Origin of the sequence: Pseudomonas sp. P7548, from assembly GCF_013386585.1 — a bacterium.
Taxonomy (GTDB): Bacteria; Pseudomonadota; Gammaproteobacteria; order Pseudomonadales; family Pseudomonadaceae; genus Aquipseudomonas.
The window spans coordinates 120,909-139,509 of record NZ_JACARO010000034.1; the positions used below are offsets into that span (position 1 = coordinate 120,909).

17 protein-coding genes are annotated in these 18,601 nt (G+C 52.4%); 16 read left to right on the plus strand and 1 reads right to left on the minus strand.

Annotated elements, in window-relative coordinates; all coding sequences use genetic code 11:
• Positions 1-156 precede the first annotated feature (156 nt).
• The 16 genes from HX803_RS14205 to HX803_RS14280 all read left to right on the plus strand — a co-directional run bounded on the left by HX803_RS14205 (position 157) and on the right by HX803_RS14280 (position 17,467).
• A complete protein-coding gene (locus HX803_RS14205; RefSeq protein WP_178921430.1) occupies positions 157-1,878 on the plus strand; it encodes a ShlB/FhaC/HecB family hemolysin secretion/activation protein in 1,722 nt (573 codons plus the stop codon).
• A 132-nt stretch (positions 1,879-2,010) separates the two neighbouring features.
• Positions 2,011-8,925: a DUF637 domain-containing protein gene (locus tag HX803_RS14210; RefSeq protein WP_178921432.1), complete on the plus strand. Its 6,915-nt coding sequence runs from the start codon at positions 2,011-2,013 to the stop codon at positions 8,923-8,925.
• Position 8,926: 1 nt separating this feature from the next.
• The gene (locus HX803_RS14215) at positions 8,927-9,478 is read left to right on the plus strand and encodes a hypothetical protein (RefSeq protein ID WP_178921434.1); all 552 of its coding nucleotides are present in this window, start codon (positions 8,927-8,929) and stop codon (positions 9,476-9,478) included.
• 493 nt (positions 9,479-9,971) lie between these two features.
• On the plus strand, positions 9,972-10,343 hold the full coding sequence (locus HX803_RS14220) for a hypothetical protein (protein ID WP_178921436.1): 372 nt from the start codon (positions 9,972-9,974) through the stop codon (positions 10,341-10,343).
• 65 nt (positions 10,344-10,408) lie between these two features.
• Positions 10,409-10,711, plus strand: coding sequence for a hypothetical protein (locus tag HX803_RS14225; RefSeq protein WP_178921438.1), 303 nt, complete (start codon positions 10,409-10,411; stop codon positions 10,709-10,711).
• Between the two features lie 13 nt (positions 10,712-10,724).
• Positions 10,725-11,195 (plus strand): DUF4265 domain-containing protein, encoded by a 471-nt coding sequence (locus HX803_RS14230; protein WP_178921440.1) that lies wholly within the window; start codon positions 10,725-10,727, stop codon positions 11,193-11,195.
• A 370-nt stretch (positions 11,196-11,565) separates the two neighbouring features.
• Positions 11,566-11,937 carry a hypothetical protein gene (locus HX803_RS14235; protein WP_178921442.1) on the plus strand — a complete coding sequence of 124 codons (372 nt, stop codon included), beginning with the start codon at positions 11,566-11,568 and terminating at the stop codon, positions 11,935-11,937.
• 373 nt (positions 11,938-12,310) lie between these two features.
• Positions 12,311-12,727 carry a contact-dependent growth inhibition system immunity protein gene (locus tag HX803_RS14240; protein WP_178921444.1) on the plus strand — a complete coding sequence of 139 codons (417 nt, stop codon included), beginning with the start codon at positions 12,311-12,313 and terminating at the stop codon, positions 12,725-12,727.
• Between the two features lie 424 nt (positions 12,728-13,151).
• Complete coding sequence (locus HX803_RS14245) at positions 13,152-13,592, plus strand: hypothetical protein (RefSeq protein WP_178921445.1); 441 nt, start codon at positions 13,152-13,154, stop codon at positions 13,590-13,592.
• A gap of 481 nt (positions 13,593-14,073) precedes the next feature.
• Complete coding sequence (locus tag HX803_RS14250; protein WP_256732852.1) at positions 14,074-14,505, plus strand: hypothetical protein; 432 nt, start codon at positions 14,074-14,076, stop codon at positions 14,503-14,505.
• A gap of 184 nt (positions 14,506-14,689) precedes the next feature.
• On the plus strand, positions 14,690-15,172 hold the full coding sequence (locus HX803_RS14255) for a hypothetical protein (RefSeq protein ID WP_178921447.1): 483 nt from the start codon (positions 14,690-14,692) through the stop codon (positions 15,170-15,172).
• 93 nt (positions 15,173-15,265) lie between these two features.
• Positions 15,266-15,508, plus strand: coding sequence for a hypothetical protein (locus tag HX803_RS14260; protein WP_178921449.1), 243 nt, complete (start codon positions 15,266-15,268; stop codon positions 15,506-15,508).
• Between the two features lie 705 nt (positions 15,509-16,213).
• Entirely contained in the window at positions 16,214-16,531 is a 318-nt protein-coding gene (locus HX803_RS14265; protein WP_178921451.1) for a hypothetical protein, read from the plus strand.
• A 100-nt stretch (positions 16,532-16,631) separates the two neighbouring features.
• Complete coding sequence (locus HX803_RS14270) at positions 16,632-16,895, plus strand: hypothetical protein (RefSeq protein ID WP_178921453.1); 264 nt, start codon at positions 16,632-16,634, stop codon at positions 16,893-16,895.
• 8 nt (positions 16,896-16,903) lie between these two features.
• Positions 16,904-17,206 carry a hypothetical protein gene (locus HX803_RS14275; RefSeq protein ID WP_178921455.1) on the plus strand — a complete coding sequence of 101 codons (303 nt, stop codon included), beginning with the start codon at positions 16,904-16,906 and terminating at the stop codon, positions 17,204-17,206.
• A gap of 18 nt (positions 17,207-17,224) precedes the next feature.
• The gene (locus tag HX803_RS14280; RefSeq protein WP_178921457.1) at positions 17,225-17,467 is read left to right on the plus strand and encodes a hypothetical protein; all 243 of its coding nucleotides are present in this window, start codon (positions 17,225-17,227) and stop codon (positions 17,465-17,467) included.
• Between the two features lie 155 nt (positions 17,468-17,622).
• Here HX803_RS14280 and HX803_RS14285 read toward each other — a convergent pair whose 3' ends face one another.
• Positions 17,623-18,522, minus strand: coding sequence for a LysR substrate-binding domain-containing protein (locus HX803_RS14285; protein ID WP_176998601.1), 900 nt, complete (start codon positions 18,520-18,522; stop codon positions 17,623-17,625).
• Positions 18,523-18,601: the final 79 nt, after the last annotated feature.

The window sequence follows — 18,601 nt, forward strand, 5'->3', positions numbered from 1 at the left end:
AGCCTGCAGAAATGCAGGCTTTGTTGCCTTGGGTTTTATCAGTCCACGTTACGTACCAACGCTGAAACAAATTTATACATTTTGTTGACGCCATCAAAACGCCACCCTAAGATCGCCGCCCATTGATGGCACAGTGCCATGTAGAGGGATCTAAACATGTGGCGTTCGGTACGTCGGACCAGGCTCAGCCTGCTGTCCGCTTTTTTTTGCCTGGGCACAGCCAGCTTGGCTCAAGGCGCCACTCCACCGAACACGCCAGGCGTCACTGACCTGATCCGCGACCGCCAGGACCGTCTGCTCGAAGAGCAGCAACGCCGCCTGGAAGAACTGAAAGACCTGCCCGGAAAAACTTCCGCCCCAGCCAAACCATCAGCACCTGCCGACACCCGCTGCTTCCCCATCAAAACCATCGAACTCAGCGGCGCCGACGCCCTGTCCGAAGGCGAGCGCGACAGCCTGCTCAAACCCTACATCGGCCAATGCCTCGGCGTGCCGCAGCTCAACGAGCTGCTCAAGGTCATCACCGATCATTACCTCGGTAAAGGCCTGGTCACCAGCCGCGCCTACCTGCCGCAACAGGACCTCTCCAGCGGCAACCTGAAGGTGCAGGTGATCGAAGGCCGTTTGGAAGGAATGAAGAGCGAGGAGGGCAGCGGCATCAGCGATCGCCAACTGGCCATGGCTTTCCCCGGCAAATCCGGCGACTTGCTCAACCTGCGTGAAATCGAGCAGATGGTCGACCAGTTGAACCGCCTGCCGTCGAACCAGGCACAGATGGAACTGGCCCCCGGCAAGGCCGTCGGCGGCAGCGACGTGTTGGTGAAGAACGCCCCGCAGAAACCCTGGCGCGTCGGCCTGTCGCGCCACAACGGCGGCCAACGCAGCACCGGCGAACAGCAGTGGGGCGCGAGCCTGGACTGGGACAACCCGCTCGGCCTGGCCGACCAACTCTCCCTGCGCGGCGGCCATGATGCGGTCAGCGATCACCAGAAAACCTCGCGCAACTCGATGCTCAATTACAACCTGCCCTTTGGCTGGTGGAACCTCAATTACAGCTACAGCGAGTCCGAGTACCGCTCCCTGGCCCAGGCCAGCAACTTCAACTTCAAGCAGTCCGGTGACAGCCAGAACCACCAGTTGCGCCTGGAGCGGGTGGTCCACCGCGACTCGCTGAGCAAAACCTCCCTCAGCACCGGCGTGGCCTACCTGCGCACCAACAACTTCATCGAAGACAGCAAGCTGGCCCTGAGCAGCAACCGCTTGAGCGAAGCGCAATTCGGCATCAACCATGGCCGGCGCATTGGCGGCTCATTTCTCAACATCGACCTGGGCATGCAGGACGGTATCGGCGCCTTCGACGCCCAGGCCAACCACAACCCGCGCCCGGGCCAGCCGGATGCGCGCTACCGCAAATACACCGCGACGCTCAGCTACCTGTACCCGTTCAAGCTGTGGGGCGAGTCGTTCAGTTTCAGCAGCCTGATGACCGGCCAGCGCAGCGAAGACGTGCTCTTCAGCCCGCAACGCATGAGCCTGGGCGGGCAGTCGTCGATTCGTGGCTACAAGGACCAGACCCTCAGCGGCGACAGCGGCGGCTACTGGCGCAACGACCTGCGCTGGAGCCGCCCGGTGACCTGGGCCTGGCTGCAACCGGTGCTCAGCGAATACGGCACCAGCCTCGGTTACGACCAGGGCGTGATCAGCCACGGCCGCTACAACGCCGAGCAGCATGGGCGCATGAGCAGCAACTCGGTCGACCTGTTTGCCCGCGGCCAGAACGTCGCCGCCACGGTGACCTTCGCACACTCTTTGGAACGACCGGACCCGATCACAGAACGTGAAGCGCCGATCTATTTCCGACTGGATTTCTTCCTTTAATTTTTTACCGCCCTTTGGGCATCGAGACATCACATGGACGTTCGCCAGTTCGCCTTCCTTGCGCGCCAACCTTCTGCGGCCGTAAAAAGCCGCTCTACCTTCCTGGGCATGCCCAAGCGCGGGTTGGCATTGGTGCTGGCCAACGCCATGTTCTGGCAACCGTTGTTGGCGCAGGCGGACGGCATTGTGGTCAGCGCACCCGGCACCAGCCTGGGACAGGCAGCGAATGGCGTGCCCATCGTCAATATCGCTGCACCCAATGCCAGCGGGCTGTCGCACAACCAGTTCAAGGACTACAACGTTGGCGCCAACGGACTCATCCTCAACAACGCGACGAATCGCACCGAGTCCACGCAGTTGGGCGGGATCATTCTCGGCAATAGCAACCTCAACGGTCGCGCCGCCAGCACCATCCTCAATGAAGTCAATGGCGGTAGCCCAAGCCAGTTACGCGGCTACACCGAGGTGGCGGGGCAGTCGGCTCATGTGATCGTTGCCAACCCCTACGGCATCACTTGCAACGGTTGCGGCTTTATCAACACCCCACAGGCGACGCTGACCACGGGTAAGGCGGTTATCGAGAACGGCCAGGTCAGCCGCTATCAAGTGGATAAGGGCAGTGTTTCCATCGAAGGTGCCGGGCTTAACGCCAACAATATCGACCGCTTCGAAATCATCACCCGCTCGGCCAAGCTCAATGCCGAGATCCAGGCCAAGAACCTGGCGATCATCGCCGGCGCCAATGACGTCGATGCCAAGACCCTCAAAACCACGGCGCGTGCCGCTGACCCGGCGACCGCCCCTCAACTGGCTATCGACTCTTCGGCGTTGGGCGGTATGTACGCCGGCGCAATCAAGCTGGTCAGCAGTGAAGCCGGTGTGGGCGTGAGGCTCGACGGCAAGATGCTCGCCAGTGGCGGCGACATGCAACTGGATGCCAATGGTCACTTGAGCCTGGTGCAAGCCACCGCTGCTGAAGCGGTTGTCATCAAGGCCCAGAGCCTCGACGCTCAGGGCAAGATCTACGCCGGCACCCGTGTTGAAGCGACCACTCAAGGCACGTTGACCAATCGCAGTGCCATCGCTGCCCAAGACAGCGTTGCGCTGACCAGTGCGGGTCAGCTTGAAAACCTGGGCATGATCGAAGCCGGCGTCACCCCGGAGAACACCCGCAACCAGACGGGTGACGTGGTGCTCACCGCCAAGCGCATCGACAACCGTGGCCAGAGCGTTGTCGCCAGCCGCGACCTCAAGGCCACCGCCACCGAAGCACTCGACAACCGGGCAGGTACGCTTTCAGCCAACACCCGCCTGACGCTTGACGCGCAGGATCTGGACAACCGTGGCGGCACGTTGACGGGGCAGGGCGCGGTCAATACCACCCTTAGCGGCACACTCGATAACCGAGACAAAGGCACGCTCGCCAGCGGCGGCGAGCAAACGTTGAAGGCGGCGGCGGTAAAAAACACTGATGGCGTGATCAGCAGCCAGGACACGCTCGGCCTGGATGTAGCCAGCCTCGACAACACCAGCGGCAAGATCACCGCCCAAAACACCCTGACCCTTGATGGCACGACCTTTGAAAACGCCAAGGGTCAGATCACCAGTCAGGGAGACATCCTCGCCACGGCCAAAACGTTCAGCCAGCAAGGCGGCAAATTGATCAGCCAAGGCCAGCTCACGCTGGTAGCCGACACCCTTGACAACAGTCTTGACGGCTACATCGCGTCCGCCAATGCCATGAGCCTTACGGCCCACCAGCAATTGATCAACACCGGCAAAGGCATTATCAGCACCCAGCAGGGCCTGACGATCAACGGCGGGGCGGTGGACAACACCACCGGCAGCCTGCTCAGCCAGAGCGGTATCACCGCTACGTTGAGCGAGGGGCTCAACAACCGGGACGGCAGCGTCATCACGCAAACAGACGACCTCACGATTGACGCCGACGGCGTCGATAACCGTGGGGGCGTATTGGCGAGTGTCGCGGGCAAACTCAAGGCCACCCTGGCATCTGTTTTGGATAACGGCAAGTCGCTCAGCACGCCCGGCGAGGCGGGACTGATTCAGGCTCAGTCGCTCAATCTCGGTGCCCAGCAGGCCGTGCTCAACAATGGCGGCCAGGTCTCTGCCTTGAATGGCGATGCCCTGATCACCACCGCCACCCTCGACAACCAGGGCGGCGCCTTGCTGGCCAAGCAACAGCTGACGGTACGCGCTCACGACCTCAACAACACCCAAGGCCGCGCGGCCGGCGACTCCATCGATTTCGGCCTGACCGGCGCACTGAGCAACCAGTCAGGCCTGGTCGAGGGCAGCAGCGGTTTGCTGATCGACGCCGCCTCCATCAACAACCAGAACGGCAAGTTGCGTTCCCTGGGCCAACAAGGCACCGCCAGCGTAGCCAGTGCGCAGTTGCTGGATAACCAGAGCGGCATGATCGAAGCGGCTAACCATGACGTCTCGTTGCGCATGGCCAGCTTCAATAACGCGGGGGGCAATATCCAGCACGTCGGCACGGGGACCTTTGGCGTCGATCTGGCGAAGTTCAGCAACATCGGCGGCAGCGTCGCCACTGCCGGCACACTGACCATCGATGCGGCCAAGTGGGATAACAGTACCGACGTTCAAGCCGATGTACTGAACGTCACCGTAGGCCAGTTCAACCAGGCCGCTACCGGCAAGCTTGCCGCCAGCCAGCGTTTCACCGGTCAGGGCGACACCTGGACCAATGCCGGGCGTATCACCAGCGGCGGGGCGTTCTCCCTGACCGCGACCAACGTCATCAACACCGGTACCCTCGGTGGTGCCGGCAAGGTGGATCTGAACGCCGAAGCCGTGCGCAACGACCATGGCCTGATCTTCAGCGGCACTGACATGGCATTGCGCTTTAAGAACCTGACCAATTACTACGCCGATATCTACAGCCTGGGCGGCCTGAGCATGATGGCTCGCGACGGCGTGGCACGCAGTGCGTCGTTGGAAAACATCTCCAGCCATATCGAAGCCACCAACGATGTGCTGGTGCGCAGCGACAGCGTCATCAACCGCAAGGACGTATTCAGCACCGTCGACGAGGCAGTCTCGGGCTACCTCAGCGTGACTTGCTACGACTGCGGCGGTGATCACCACAACGTCGACTACGTGGCACACGAAGTCTCCAAGAGTGTGGTGGCAACGGATTCCGCCAGTTCCTCGATCCAGAGTGGCGCCAAGCTGACCGTCGACGGTTCAAGCGTGCTCAATAAATACAGCACCATGGCCTCGGGTGCCGACCTGGTGATCACCGCTGATAACTTCGCCAACATCGGCGCGACTACCGGCACCAGCACGCGTACACGTACCTGGAACACAGGCCGCATAACTGACGGTACCGATGACCGCTTCCGTGCAAACTGGATCTACCCCTACAACGCCCAACCCAACCCCAAGGTATTGCCGGTTGGCGCACTCAACTCCTTCAGCCTGGTAGGTGATACCACCACCGTGACCCCGGGCGACCCGATCGCCTCGGTGATTCAAGCGGGTGGCAACGTCAGTATCTTGGCTACCCAGCAGCTGGAAAACAGCAGCATCGTACAGTTCGCGCCGCCTACACCTGTTCCGGACAAAGGCGGCGCCACTGCAGTGACCAAACCCGCTGTGGTCGTGCTGAACCCACAACTGCCACCCGACCTGGCACAGCAACAAGTCAACCCGACCACCCTGCCAGGCTTCACGTTGCCGAGCGGTACGAATGGCTTGTTCCATGTGGTCGATAGCGCCGCTGCCGCCAAAAACAGCCAGGACCTGAGCAAGGCCAACATCCAGGGCTCGGACGCCAGCCGCGTGGTTGTTGGCCCTAAATACCTGGTCGAAACCAACTCTGCCTTCACCGACCTCAAGCAATTCATGAGCTCGGACTACCTGCTCGGCCACCTCGGCTATGACCCCGAAACCAGCTGGAAACGCCTGGGTGACGGCCTTTACGAACAGCGCCTGATCCAACAAGCCGTTACTGCCCGAACGGGCCAACGTTTCATCGCTGGCCAGACCACCGATGAAGGCATGTTCAAGTACCTGATGAACAATGCCATTGCCAGCAAGGATCAACTCAACCTTTCCGTGGGTGTAAGCCTCACCTCACAACAAGTCGCCGCACTGACCCACGACATCGTCTGGATGGAAGACCAGGTGGTCAATGGTGAACACGTGTTGGTGCCCGTGTTGTACATGGCCCAGGCGAACAATCGCCTGACGGCGGATGGTGCGCTGATTCAAGGCAAGGATGTGACGCTGATTGCCGGTGCGGACTTGAAGAACGCCGGGACCTTGCGCGCCAGTGAAAGTCTGTCGGCAGCGGCGGGCGGCAATCTGGTGAATACACGCCTGGCTGAGGCTGGTGAAAAGCTCAAGCTGGTCGCAGGCAAGGACCTGGTGAACATCCAGGGCGGCATCCTCAAGGGCAAGGATGTTGAGCTGAACACGTTGACCGGCGATATCCGCAACGACCGGACCATCACCACTGTTGAGAACAGTGGGAAGGGTTTCAGCTCCAGGACTGCAGTCGTAGATAGCGCTGCGAGCATTGAAGCTGGAAACAACCTGACGATGCATGCCGCTCGCGACCTGCTGAACGTGGGCGGGGCCATTACGGCAGGCAAGAGCGCGTCGTTGAGCGCGGGTAACGATGTTGTTATCGCGGCGGCTCGCGAAGAAACCGGGTCGATGCGCCAGGACAAACGGCATTTCTGGGATCAAAGCCAGACGGTGCAGCACGCCAGTGAGATTAAGGTCGGTGAAGATCTTGAGGTTAATGCGACGAATGAACTGACGATGGTTGCCAGTCATATTAAAGCCGGTGGCGACGTCAACTTATCAGGCACTGACGTGAGCCTCCTCGCGGCTGCCAACGAGGAGTCGAGCGAATATCGCTACAAGCGTAGCGGCAAGAAGATCAACCAGGAAGAAGAGCATGCTCGGCAGCAGGGCACAACGATTGAGGCCGGTGGGGATGTAAAAGTCGCTGCGCTGCACGATGTGACGATGGTCTCCAGCAAGATCGACGCCGGAAATGAGGCCTATCTGGCTGCCGGGAACAAGTTGAATTTGTTGGCAGAGCTCAACCGCGACTACTCCCTTTATGACATGACCAAAAAGGGCAGTTGGGGGAGCAATGCGGCGAAACGCGATGAGGTAACGCAGCACACGAACGTCGGGAGTGAAATCAAGACGGGTGGCAATCTCACACTCAAAAGTGGCGGCGATCAGCGTTACCAAGTGGCAACCCTGGACAGCGGTAAGGACCTGACGCTGGAGAGCGGTGGCCGCATCGTGTTCGAGGGCGTGAAGGACTATCACGACGAGAGCCATACCAAGAGCAAGGGCGACTTGGCTTGGTACAAGATGAAGGGCGAAGGAAAGACAGACGAGACGCTACGGCAAAGCGCCCTGATTGCTCAGGGTAAGTTGGTGATCAAGGCTGTTGAAGGCGTGCAAATCGACATCAAACAAGTCGACCAGCAGAGCGTCAGTCAAACCATTGATGCGATGGTTCAAGCCGACCCGAATCTCGCCTGGATGAAGCAAGCAGAAGCGCGTGGCGACATCGATTGGCGTCAGGTCAAGGAAATTCACGATAGCTTCAAGTACGAGTCTTCCGGGTTGGGGGCGGGGGCGAAGATTGCCATCGCAATCTTGATGTCGTTCATCATGGGCCCAGCAGGTTTCGGGTTAGAGGGCGCCAACTTGGCCGTGGCGACAAGCCTGGGGACAACTGCTGTCACGAGCACCATCAACAACAAGGGCAATCTTGGGTTGGCGGTGAAAGAAACGTTCAGTGCGGGCAGCTTGAAAAACGCTGCTGTTGCGGGCGTGACGGCGGGTCTAATCGACTACGCAGACACCAAGTGGTTTTCCGATGCGAGTGGAGCGACTAATGGCGGCTCAACAGTTGTCTCCAGCGGGCCGATACAGAATCCTGGCTACGCCTCAAGCATGCTCAAACCGGAAAACTGGGCCGATACTCTCCTGAGAAGTGGCACCCATGCACTCATCAACGGCAGCGTCTCTACAGTCATTACCGGCGGGAGTCTAGGTTCTAATCTGGGAGAGGCGTTCATTGGTGAAGGCATTGAGCTAGGTGCCGCAATCGGGAACAAGAAAATTGGTGACTTGGCGGCGAACCTGGACGTTGCCCCCAAGATAGCTGAGAAGCTGGTACTGCATGCGGCATTGGGTGGCCTGATCGCCAAGGCTCGCGGAGAGAGTTTTGCCAGTGGAGCAATTGCAGGCGGTGTGGCTCAAGGGCTGACACCCATTGCGAATGGCTTGTTGGCAGAGTATGTCAGCTCACGCTTTGAGGCGGCTGACCTAAGCGATGCGGGAAGCCAGCTGAAGATCGGAACAGCGCAGATCATTGGTTTGATTGCTGCGGGAGCCGCAGGTGGAAACCCGGCGACAGGTAGCCTGATTGGCGGCACGGCGGAAAAGTACAATGATCAGGGGTTTCACCTTGACCCTACCGATCAGTTTAATGACCATGGCTTGCCACCGCAGAATACGCCGTCTGACGTCGATAAGCTCAAAGCGGAAATATCGTTATTCATCCTGATGGGGCTTGTCCCCGAATTGTTGGGCGGGGCTGCTGAGGGGTTCATAGCTAGAATCACTGGGATGTTCAGCAAGTCTCCAAGTGAAGCATTGGCTGGAGCGGGGACCAGGGCTGGGGCAGGTGGGGCTATAGATGTTGGAGCGGCATCGGAAGGTGGTGCTCTTGAAGTTGGCGCCAGTAGTCAAGTCACCGAGATTGAGTTCTTGCCGAAGGCGACCAGAAATAGTTCAGGGCAAATTGAGACTAAAATTTCTCAAGGTGAAGCTATAAAAAATCTTGAGTCCAGCGGGTACAAAAAAACTTTTTCTCAAGATGGAAAAGTTACTATATTAATGAACGGAGAGAAAACATATCGCTTCTACCCGCTTTCGACATCCACTGGACAACCTTCAGCATCTTTAACTGTTGAGGGGGTCAAAGGTGTAGTTGTGAAGATTCGTTTTTTGGGAGAGTAAAGTGACTATTTTGAAAGTTGAGCAAAGAGAGTTGGACTTGTTTGTTGAGAAGTTGTTATGTGTTATCGATTTTGATAAAGATTTGCCGGAGAACGTTTTTTTAAGGGATGAGTATATTTATTGGTTTTTCGAAAGGCCGCTACTTTGTTTTTATGATTTGTTTTCTGGTTTGGTTTTGGAGAGTGTTTCAAGCTTTAAGTCTGACGTCTTCATAAAATTTTCTGGCGGGCAACCATTGTCGGGGTCGTGCTTTTCAATTGATTCAAGCAACATAAGTGGGGACTCTAATTGGTTGGTCGTTAACTCCGAGAATTTTTTTGAGGGAACAGTAGGGTACCCGATTGTTTTGTGTAATGACACGGATGATTGGTTTGCTTTTGAAAGCGCCCACGAGGAATTCGGTGTTTTAGCTGTAAATAAGTCTTCTCTTCATGAGGGGTTTTTGGGGTATTTGAATGCGAATTTAATTTCGATGAGTGATTTGAGTGAATTGGCAAAGACATCTGTGGCAGAAGGTGTGATCGCACAAGTCTTGATTTCCTATTATGGCTGAAGGGTTGGATTTGAGTGAAGGTCAGATTTTCAAATATTTTGCTGTGCTAGTAGCTTGTAGGGTGTTCAATTTATTGATTGTTTGGTAGGTTTATTAATCAAAGGTTTGGGTGTGAAATGTCTAGGCTGCGAAGCATAAGCGAGTAGAGGTGCGGACACTGATGATGTTGATTTCGCTAAACAACTAATTGAGGGGCTCGACAGTGCTCATCGCCGATGAGTTTTTCAAAAAATTTGTTTTGTGATTGGTTTTTTACGCTCCGGCTGAGGGGGTGAGTTTAAAAATAACAGTGGAGCCTCCGTTTTTAAGGGGGTATGAATGCTATGTTGTTAATACACCCGAAGGAAATTTCACGCTTCGAAACTTTTCCTCTTCATCTGGTCCAGCCTGGACTATTGATGTGCCTAAAGCCGCCACAGGCACAACGTATAATCCAGAAATAAAATTCCTGATTGGAAACCCATAATGGATATTAAGTTTGTTGAAAAAAATAGTGCGTGATTCATTTGGTCTATGGATATCGGCACTTTTCAGCGCCATTGGTTCATGGAATCCTGAGCTATCATTCTCTCAACAAAAAGATGCTTTTTTTTCTGTGATCGAATACCTGCTTGTTACTGGAAGAATAAAATTTATCGCGCCAAATGCAGATTGCTATATTTCTTCAGAAAATCCGCACCCCAGATTTTCGATTGATGATGAAGAGTCTCACTGGGGGTTGGATGCGAAGCAGATTGTTTCTTACTTGAAAGATAAGTGGCCGGAAGGTGTCGTGAGTGAAAGTGACGAAGCACTCACGCTGTATTTTTATGAGGTGCCAGGGATCATTTGGGTTGACGAAAACGGCTGTTTGTTTGCTTCATGATTTGTTGGTGGAACAGGAAAGGGCGAAGCTTCAGGGGGCGCAAAAAATTTCTTATGTGATGACTTATGCGCGTGGCGGAGAAGTTGCAACCAAATTCGCCGGCTGATGGGTACGAAGTCCTCACCTTTAAAAATAATGGTGCATTCTTCGTTTTGGGCGAACGTATGAATATTGAATTTTATTGGAGCAATTTTCTAGATGAGCCCGCTCCGAATTGTCGTTCAGGCGTGGATGGTCCTAGTGGAGTGGATTTTCTCGCTTGCCTGTTGGGTGATGATGGCGGCAGGTGCTTTAATACGATGCATCAGGCTTTTTTCGATCCCCTCCAGAGTTTCTTGGTGAATAGCCCTATTCCCACGGGTAAATAAGTAGAGGATACATATGAAGTATCAGGCCGGAGAATATGAAGCTGTTCATCAATCGCCCGTTTGGCGTGATCGTGCCAATTTCATATTCGCCGCTCATCTTGGAACCAAGGATGGAAATAACGAATGGGAACAGCTCTGGGGGCAAAAAACAGCTGCTCACAAATTTATTGTGTGCTGTATACCTTTCTTTGCTCGAAATATTGCTCTAGGCGACGAAGTAGAAACGGATATTGACTTTGTGGTTCAGCGAGTTATTCAGCGTGGATGGCAAACTACCTTCAGAGTATGGTTTGCTTCCCACGATAAAATGCTACGCGAAGCATTGATGATAGAGATTGAAAGCATGAGCCCATTAATGGAATGGTCTTCAGGGGATTTGCTCGCACTTAGCCTTTCTGATGGGGTCGAAGCGCAGCGCATGGCCAATTATTTGCATGCGTGTGAGGAGAAAGATTTGCTCAAATATGAAACTGGGCGGCGCTGATATTTAGATGCAAAAGGGATAGGCGAAGCTTCAAGGCCCATAGAATTTCTCAACTGCCGGTCGCTCCTTTGGTCGGTATCAATGATACTCAAATTGGGTACTTGTAAGAAAGTTTGATGTTTCTGTCTTGCAGGCCCGTTCTAATAATCTTGGAGCTACTCGGTTCCTACTCGGAAGGACAGGGGGCGCCAATGTAATTTTAAAAATTAGAAGGGATGCTGATTCAAATTACCTTGCCGTGAGGTGAGATGAACATTATTTCTGCTGGTGCGATTAAATCTAATAAAAAAATAGAATATTGGTGCGAACGTTAAAGGCTCGGCTGCTGGGGATATGGATTTCGCTAAATAACTAATCAAGGATCTTAACAATGCTCTTGGCCGATGAATGTTTAAAAAGGTTTGTTTTGTGGCTGGTTTCTTTGCCTTTCCTTTCTGCCGAAGTTTTGGAGGACTCATTGCAAGACCTAGGCGGGATGGATGGCATTATTGAAAACTCATATTATATATCTGCGTACGAGTCTTTAGGTCGGGCTCTGGTGCAAGAAAACTCATTTCAAAGTATTTTAGAGTTTTTTCGAGTTTTTAAATTGGAGTTGAGTGTGTGTCCTGAGCATTTGTACTACTTTGTCGAGTCAATAGTTGATTGGTCTTTAGCTCGTGGTGACCAGTTGGAAGAGCTAATAAGTGTGGCTCCTGAAAATTATAAAATATTTCTGCATAGAAGGTTTTCGCCAAGATAAACTGATTCGTTACTGCAAAGGTGAATACTGGCTTTTCCAAAACACTAAGGTTCAGTGTGGACTATGCCGGTAAAACTATTGGCTTAGATCTCGGGGCTCAGGGGAACAAATGTAATGGTCATGGGGCGTATGCCGGTGCTCAGTATCCGTTGCAAAGGAAAATTCTAGCGTCATGGCTGATCATACCTAGCCCTTTTTCCTACAGATCATTGATTTCCCCTGCTTTGACAAGCCACCCCAGCACGACCGGATTCAGGGACTGACTAAGCATTCTGAAATGCTCAAGAACGTCAACTATCCCGAGGCAAGAGCAGCTCGACAGGCAGCGCTTGATGCGTTAAAAAATTTCTGATGCTCTAGGGGGTGCTGAAATATGAAAAAGACATTCCGTGATATTGACGAAAGTAAAGGATTTAAATGGGAGCTTGGGCCTGACCCGTCAGCCCTGGAGTTGTGGCATATGTCTATATTAGATACCCCGATTACGGAATTGGAAATTGGGGGCTTGTGTCGGGCTGTTAGGCAGGATATGTATATTTCAGAGCTGCTTCCCTTGGTGGTTTCTGAATTGGATAAAGATGTATTGGTTGGTTATTGGGATGATGCAGAGCTGCTGAGATTAACTTCAGAACTACCCGGTTCAGTGTGGGGGCAGTGTTTTGTGCTTACCAAGAAGATGTTCGATATCCTTTGCAGAGATAAAGAATTGCTTGCGCAAGATACATGCGCTGTCGCCTGTGCTACAAAATTAGAGCATAAACTTTTTATTGCTCTTGGCGATCAGGGATGAGGCCGTAAGGGGAGGGGCCGTTTGGACGGGGCACTCGCTGCGTAAAAATTGCGAATGTGCTAAAAGGCGAATGAACCGTCAGCAGGTTCTGCTCAATATGTCTCAATGGGATCAGGATACTCATCTACCTCGGACGATTGCTCTGAGACCGGCTGAGGCGTGCTTGAAAGATGCGTGTATTGAAATTTCGGAGGCCGCAAGGAATATTTCGAGGGTTTTATCGTCTATCGAAAATCGTTAGAGGGGATTGTTTAAGCTTTAAATGCGTTTGTCGAAGTGGCAGGCTTTCGCAGGGCAGTGGTAACAGAAAGCAGTACTCGCGTGAATTAATGTATGGAATGAAGGGGGGGCTAAAATTGGTAATAAGAGATGGCCAGAGAGTTATCATCGATTCCAGTCCTGGGTAGCGAGAGGAGAAAGTGTTATGTCCGAATTCAAATGTATTTTCCTCGATCATGAACTCGACGCCGACCCTGCGTTGCGTTTTTATGCTGACTTCTTTTTGAACTATCAGCCTTCGAAGTGGCAGAAAGGAGGTGGCGATGGAGTGTTCAGCTTCGTCAGTGATGATGGTTACAAGGCGCAGTTGTGCGTTCTGGAGAGCAAAGGTCTTGGTATCTCTGTCAGGTACAACCTCAGAGCAGCAGGCGAGCGCGAAGGGGTGGAGTTCTACTCGGTAGGTCAACCCGAAAAAATGAATCGGGTTGAGGACTTTGGTGATGATCAGTGGGTACCTGCGGGCTCATTTCTTGCTCCGATGAAGGCATGGCTGGCGGTCGAGGATTTTTTCCACCATCCATTGGAGAAATCCTCTCGGATGGGGTGGCTCAGTTCTCACGAGATCTGTTGGCCAGATAAGTGTTAGGTCCTGTCGTCACAGCGATGGGTGCCGGTAATGGCGGTATAGTGGTAGCTAGGGTGCACCCTGATACAGTGAAATATATTGAGCGTAAGTTGGGTGTGAAGTTGATTGTCATTTTTCTCGAATTTTTTCTTAGTGGTAAGTGGGTAGTTAGATCATTGAAACGCACTGAAGGCAATGCCGTAGCCGGAAGTAGCTGTCTGCGTTACCATTCGTTACTGCAAGACTTTTTTCTGAAGCTGACTGGGGTGGGGCGCTCTATTCCGCGCCAGGCCTAACCCAGGCGTTCCATAAGGCGTATCATGGAACATATTTTCCGAAGAAGGGTGGCGATACAAAAACTTGAGGGAAATATTTATCGGCCGGTTCTTGAAGGTTTGGGATTGAATTGATGAGAATATACAAAGGTAATGTCCCTAAAGAGTCATTAAGTTTGTTTGTTTAAGATATTGGCTTTGGGGAGTTTTTTTCCTATTCGGGAAGCTTGGTTTCATTAGAACAAGCAATTTCTATTCTTGGCTTGCTCTCTCCTGATTTTATTGAGATCAATAGTCACATTTTTTGGCTGCCGGACGCCCATCAATACGATTCGCAAAAACACCATTTGAAAGGGCTAGTCGAGGTCAAACCCGGTGTGTTGGAGCCAAGTGCATCACGCAAAGACGTTGAACGATACAAAAATATATTTTCAGTAAGTCAGTTTTTTTCAAAGTGGGAAGAAGCACCGGGACGCTCCGTCTTTAAAGTAGGTCTGTCGGAACAGGATTATCGTCTCTGTCATTTATTTGCTGAGAAGATCACTAGGTACTGGAAACGTGCACTATCAGACGCTTTCCCAGAGAGGGTATTTCAGTTTGAGATTGCTGACGATCTCCTCGATGAGTATGGCGTTTGTCTGACATTCTGGCAGTCGTAGTTTAATGAGCGCTCAGAAACGGTACAAAAGCTAATGGTGGTGTTGTCGGAAAGGTGGATGATTCATGAAGTCTCTTCAACACTCCAGAAAATTGGAGTCGCCGCAAATGAACCTGCGGCGGTGCAGTTTTTAGGCATGTCTGAATGTCGTTAAGTTTTAGGTGTTATCTTGAAGGGGAGTGGTCATGTTATTTAATTTTGATAAGGCAGGTGTCCCTATGAAAGTGGTGTACTTGCTGAAAGAAGAGTTGAAAGAAAACCCCGAGAGAGTCGCGTTGGCGCAAGCGCTGACACTGAATGCGTCAAAACCCTATATGGGGCTTAAGGGCACTTATGGGCTTTTTGGTTCGGAGGAATGGTGGAAGAGTATCGATGACAAAAGAATGCCTTTGCTGTTTCTCTCTGGAATAATTCAAAGGACCTATATTGCGGGGCAAGATCCATCGTCTAAAGCTAATAGTTTTAGCTTTTTACTCGATGACGGATCTGTGCGTGAAGAAAGTATATATGATTTCACAAGCGCGGAAGATCGCGAGCTATTTGTGGTGGGTTCTAGGGTGGAGGTTGTTTACGCATTTGATGAACTGAAGCCTGGGGCAGTAGAAGGTGAAAGTACCCATCTGGATATTGTATTGGAAATGGCTGTCTCATTGCGGCCGGTTAATTAAATTTGACAGGCTCGCAGGGTGAGTGTGTTAGGGAAAGGTTTGAATCGGCTAATCTTCCCCGATGAAGTATATTTATAATCAGAGGCTCGATGGGTGAAGGTTGTGGTAGATACTCTGTTTATAAAGAAAAACCTTGATGTCAAATCTACTGTTTTCTTTAGAAAGACGCGTGAAATTGTCTACGTATTTGAAGTTGATGGTGTTGATGTCAGTTTTGAAGGGAAGCTGCGAAAGAATGGTGATATCAAAGGCATCGAATATGGCGATAAGCTGGAAAGATTTTTAATGGAGTTTATGCCGGTTGATCGTGATGTATCAAAAAACTATCTCTACTAACCTGGCGCTACGTAGAAGGTGCAAGCATCGAGTTCCCTGTCTCTTTAATATCTAGTAGCACTAACGAAACTATTGTGCCGAAGTGATTATGGAACCAGTTTGGTTGCCTGGCTCTAGGTAACGATCAAGCATGGATGACGCTTTCTAAAGATCGCTCGTATGCTGCGGATTCTAAGCGTTAAATGTATGGTGACTTCAAAGCACCTAGAGCTGACTATGTCTGTCTCCTTTTCCTACGGATCATTGATTCCCCTGCTTTGACAAGCCAACCCAACCCGACTAACTTTCCTGGTGTTACGCATTCATGCGACCAACGCTATGCAGCAATCCATTCTCTCCACCACTTTTTTCGTGGTTTCTATGCGCCTAACAGCCAGCAAATGACTGTTAATCATTGGGTCCCTGGTTCGAGTCCAAGTCGGGAAGCCAGACAGAGAAAGTCCTGCAGAAGATGCATGCTTTGTTTGCCTTGAACTTCGCACCCCTGTAGCAAGCGGGCCTGTCCCAAGCGCTGCTGTGTGTCGGATAAATATGCTGGGCTTGAAACAGCGCGCCCGGGGCTCGGCCGCTCATTACGGTCTTAAGGATGCGCTACAATTTTGAATGAGGCGGCTTCTGGCTTGAGTATGATAAAACTCTACGATTCAGTCTGCCAGAATTTAACGTCGAGTTTATAGTTGGCCTGAGCAAAAAATAAGGAATTTTATGCAAGTTGACCAGTTTTGTGATGAAATTAAGTCATTGTTGGGTGATTTTATGTTGGAGCGCTCGTCGTTTGCCAATGGAGAGTTTGGGGACCTTGAAAGAGTTGAGTTGGAAGGTCTGAACAAACTCGTAACCGTCGATTTTTGGTCTAAGGGGTGGATTGCTATCGATGTTTATGACTGCCCGAGTGAGCAGCAGATAATGAATGTGCTACTGTCCCCAGAGGAGGTAGGTTTTGTTTCTGAAGCGTTTGACAGGCTTATGAATATATTAGTGGCATCAAAGGGTAAGATTATCCATTTGAATTTGTTTGGTTGAAGGGTCGTAGCACTAAAAATACTTGTGTTTTTTTAGAAGGTGCGAGAGATATGTGACAGTGTTTTATACTCCAACTCAACGCGCTAGAAAGGGGGGCAGCATGATAGATTCGATAACCGGCCAAAAAATCTTCCTGATCGAACACCCTACGTATGGTCCCTATGTTCGCGTGTCGAGCTACGAAGACAGTATGGATCTTGAAGACTTGCTAGATGACAAGTATTACGTACCTTACTGGATAGGCAAGCCCAAAGACTTACAGTTTCTCGGAGGGGCTGAGTACTATTTTGGCCCGGTGGTAGATGTGGAAAAGCTGCAAGCAATACTTGACTTGATCGATTCGGATTATCGCGAGCTAAAATAGGGGGGCGTATGATTCACAGTGTGTCTGGTAATCGGGTTCTTGTATGTGTAGATCTGACATATGGACCTTATTTTGAAATGGTGGCAGACGCTGAGCCGCTTTGGTTAGAGGCTATCCTTCAAGGACGATTTTATATTCCTTATTGGGTCGTTAAGAAAAAGTCTGAAGAAACCCCTACGAAGCTGGCTTATCATTTCGGTGCTGCTGCTGATCCAGAAAAATTACAGAAAATTTTAGATATGATTGATTTTGAAAGAAAATCTATCTTTCAAGGTGGCGGCATTGTATTGCGTTGGCCAGGGAAATGTTAGCAGTTGGGAGCGAAGTCTATGCAGAGAATTAATTGCCTCAATGGAAGTGAAGCAGTGATGCTGCTTATTATCGAGCCCTGGGCTGAAGAATACCTGATTGAGCCTGGCGCGTCAGTTGACATTGTTGGGCAAGGAGGGTGTTTTGAAACGGGATTCGAGGTGGAGCATGTTGATAAAGGTATGATTATCTATGGCTGGGAAGGATCTATAGTCTCTGTCTTTTCGAATGGAGAAATAGTTGAGCCTGGTTTTCAACAGTAATGGGTCATGATAGTTGTCCGGCGCGACTAACTTTCGTGTTCCAGGTGCGCTAGCAATTAGCAAGTCCGGGTTAGAGCGAGTCAGTACTTTTTAAGCGCCTGCGTCCCAGAAGACGTATCACCAGCGGTTTCAACGAGATTTCAGTCGCACTCTATTCAGAGCCCCTCCAACGCCCGCCACAACTTCCTCATCGTCGGATTCTGATTCTCCACCGCGCAGTACGAGCGAATCTCCAACCGCGTACTCCATTCCTCCCCCCCAGCCCGCACCAGTACCCCACGCTCCAATTCATCCACCACCGCACTCTGCGGCAACCACGCTACGCCATAGCCCTCGATGGCCATACGCATCAACAACATCGCCATATCCGCCTCATAACAGCGTTCCAGCACAACGGGTGACGGCCCGTTCTTGATCACGATTTCAGCCACTCGCCCCAAAAAAGTCGTCGCGGTGTACGCCAAATGCGGCACCGGCTTCCCGGCCGTTCCCGGCAAGCGGTACAGCGGTCGACCGCGTTTATCAGGGGCACACAACGGGATAAACGCATCATGTCCCAGGGCCAGGCTGCCAAAGCGTTGCGGGTCGAGCAGGATCGGCGCCAGCGGGTGGTGGTAGACGATCATCAGGTCGCAGCTGCCTTCCTCCAGCGCGATCACCGCGTCATGGATATTCGCGGCCACGACGCGCGCATTGAACTGTTCGGTCTGGCGCTGGAATTGCGCCAGCCATTTGGGCAGGAAGGTCATCGACAGGCTGTGTCCCGCTGTCACCTGGATCGAGCGCCCGGGCATGCGTTCCACTTCGCGCAGGCTGGCGCGCAGGCGCATCAGGCCGGCGAGGGCGTCGCGGCTTTCGGTGCAGAAGGCTTGGCCGGCGGCGGTGAGTTGCACCGGGTAGGTGCCTCGGTCGACCAGTTCGGCACCCACCCATTCTTCCAGTGAGCGAATGCGCCGCGACAGCGCCGATTGGGTCACGCATCGCACTTCGGCGGCGCGGGAGAAATTCTTCCACTCGGCGATGGCCAAGAGGTCGTCCAACCATTTGATCTGCATGCCCGGTCTCCAGGGTGTGAGCCTTGAGTGTATGCCGTCGCGCCCAGGCCAGGCGTGGCTTTTCGCTAACTATTCCAAA